Annotated in this window: 3 protein-coding genes; all 3 read right to left on the bottom strand. The window is 68.4% G+C overall.

The window, feature by feature from the left end:
• The coding region (locus G3O06_RS47555) for an acyl-CoA dehydrogenase family protein (RefSeq protein WP_205820233.1) at positions 1-347 on the bottom strand (347 nt) is incomplete at its 3' end.
• 14 nt (positions 348-361) lie between these two features.
• Positions 362-1570, bottom strand: coding sequence for an acyl-CoA dehydrogenase family protein (locus G3O06_RS47550; RefSeq protein WP_205820231.1), 1209 nt, complete (start codon positions 1568-1570; stop codon positions 362-364).
• A 29-nt stretch (positions 1571-1599) separates the two neighbouring features.
• On the bottom strand, positions 1600-2769 hold a 1170-nt coding region (locus G3O06_RS47545; RefSeq protein WP_241020615.1), incomplete at its 5' end, for a 3-hydroxyacyl-CoA dehydrogenase.

Raw genomic sequence — 2769 nt, 5'->3', positions numbered from 1 at the left:
CTGCCGTCGATCAGCGCCGCGAGCCGGTCGCGATGCGCGGCGCCGCCGGCGAGCGACAGCGCGCGGCCCGCGAGCAACGCGCCGAGGAACGGCTCGACGACGAGCCCGCGCCCGAGGCATTCGAACACCACGGCGATGTCGAAACCCGCGCCGCCGAAACCGCCATCGGCTTCGGAAAACAGCGCGCCGACGGTGCCGAGTTCGGCAAAGCGCCGCCACATCGCGCGATCGAAACCTTCGGCCGACTGCGCGATGCGATCGCGCACCGGGAACGCGTACTGTTCGGCGATGAAGCGGTTCAACGTATCCGCCAGCATCCGGCGGTCTTCTGTGTGCTGGAAATCCATCGTCGCGTCCCTCGTTACAGCCCGAGCATCATCTTCGCGATGATGTTCTTCTGGATCTCGTTCGAGCCGCCGAAGATCGACAGCTTCCGGTTGTTGAAATACTGCTGCGCGGCGCTCGCGGCTTCGTCCGGGCCGACCGGCTCGCCGTCGTAATCGGCATCGAGTGCTTCCTCGACGAACGGCTGCGCATACGGCCCCATCGCGCGCCGCATCAGCGCGGTGATCTCCTGGCGGATCTGCGTGCCGCGGATCTTCAGCATCGAGCTTTCCGCGCCCGGCGCGCCGCCGCCTGCGACCGCGGCCAGCACGCGCAGGTTGGTCGTGCGCATGTTCTCGAGTTCGATCTCGACCCGCGCGACGCGCGCCGCGAAGAACGGATCGTCCGCGAGCGGCCGCCCGTTCTTCGTGACCTTCGCGGCCACCGCGCGCAGCCGGTCGAGGGCGGCCGTCGAGAAGCCGATCCCGGCGATGTTGGTGCGCTCGTACGTGAGCAGGTATTTCGCGTAGGTCCAGCCGCGGTTCTCTTCGCCGACGAGGTTTGCCGCCGGCACGCGCACGTCGGTGAAGAACACCTCGTTCACCTCGTGCTCGCCGTCGAGCGTGATGATCGGGCGGACCTCGACGCCCGGCGTGTTCATGTCGATCAGCAGGAAGCTGATGCCTTCCTGCTTGCGCACGTCGGTCGCGGTACGCACGAGGCAGAAGATCATGTTCGCGTAGTGGCCAAGCGTGGTCCACGTCTTCTGGCCGTTCACGAGGTAGTGCTCGCCCTGCACGTCGATGCCGCGCACCGCGCTCGTCTTCACCGCCGCGAGATCGGAACCGGCGCCCGGCTCCGAGTAGCCCTGGCACCACCAGTCGGTGCCGTCGAGGATGCGCGGCAGCCAGTGGCGCTTCTGCGCTTCGTTGCCGTACTTGATCAGCACGGGGCCGAGCATGTTCACGCCGAACGGCACGATGCGCGGCGCACCCGCGAGCGCGCATTCGTTGTCGAACAGGAACTTCTGCGCGACGCTCCAGCCGGGGCCGCCGTATTCGCGCGGCCAGTGGCTCGCGAGCCAGCCGCGCGCGTTGAGGATGGCATGCCATTCGCGCATGTCGTCGCGCGTGAGATGCAGGCCGCCCTTCACCTTGCGCGCGATGCGCGCGGGCAGTTCGGCTTGCAGGAAGCGCTGCACTTCCGTGCGGAAGGCTTCCTCTTCGGGAGTGAAATTGAGGTCCATCTTCGGTCCGTGGCGAATGCGGTGGGCGTTCAGTCGATGCGATTCAGGCTCGCGAAATCCGCGCCGCGCGCGACGAGATCGACGAGCAGCGGCGACGGCTTCCAGAACAGCGGATCTTCCTTCGCGAACGCGCGGATATCGGCGAGCACGTTCGCGAGGCCGACCGTATCCGCGTAATGCATCGGGCCGCCGCGATAGCGCGGAAAGCCGTAGCCGTACAGGAACACCGCATCGACATCGAGCGGGCGCAGCGCGATCTTCTCGTGCACGACGTTCGCGCCTTCGTTGATCATCGCGGCGAGGTAGCGGCGCATGATCTCGTCGTCGGTGAACGTGCGCGGCGTGACGCCCTTCTTCGCGCGCTCTTCCGCGACGATCGCGTCGACTTCCGGGTCCGGCGTGCCGACACGCGCGCCGTCCGGATACAGGTAGTAGCCGCGCGCCGTCTTCTGGCCGAACCAGCCGCGCTCGCACAGCCGGTCGGAAATCTCGACGTAGCGCGCCCGCGGGTCGCGCGTCGCCGCGCGGCGCTTGCGGGTCGCCCAACCGATGTCGCCGCCCGCGAGGTCGACGACCTGGAACGGCCCCATCGGGAAGCCGAACGCGCGCACCGCGCGATCGATCTGGTACGGCGACGCGCCGTCTTCCATCAGGGTGTCGGCCGCCGTGCGATAGACCGCGAGGATCCGGTTGCCGATGAAGCCGTCGCACACGCCCGCGCGCACCGGCGTCTTCTTCAGCTGCTTCGCGAGCGCGAACGCGGTCGCGACGACGTCCGCGCTCACGCGCGCCGGCACGACGATCTCGAGCAGCTTCATCACGTTGGCCGGCGAGAAGAAGTGCAGGCCGATCACGTCGGCCGGCCGGTCGATGCTCGCGGCCAGTTCGTCGATGTCGAGATACGACGTGTTGGTCGCAAGCACCGCGCCCGGCTTGCACGCGCGCGCGAGTTCGGCGAACACGGCCTGCTTCACGGCCATGTCCTCGAACACGGCCTCGATCACGACGTCGGCCTGCGCGAGCGCGTCGTACGACGTGCTGCCCTTGAAGCGCGCGAGCCGCGCCGCGTGCGCGGCCGGCGTCATCCGCCCTTTCGCGACGAGGCCGTCGTACACCTTCTCGACGTGCGCTCGGCCGCGCGCAAGCGATGCTTCGTCGCGTTCGATCATCGTCACCGGCAGCCCGGCATCGAGCGCCGG

The organism is Burkholderia sp. Ac-20345 (genome assembly GCF_017104825.1).
Taxonomy (GTDB): Bacteria; Pseudomonadota; Gammaproteobacteria; order Burkholderiales; family Burkholderiaceae; genus Burkholderia; species Burkholderia lata_B.
The sequence above is the reverse complement of the archived record's forward strand: the minus strand, read 5'-3'. Positions and strand labels throughout refer to the sequence as shown.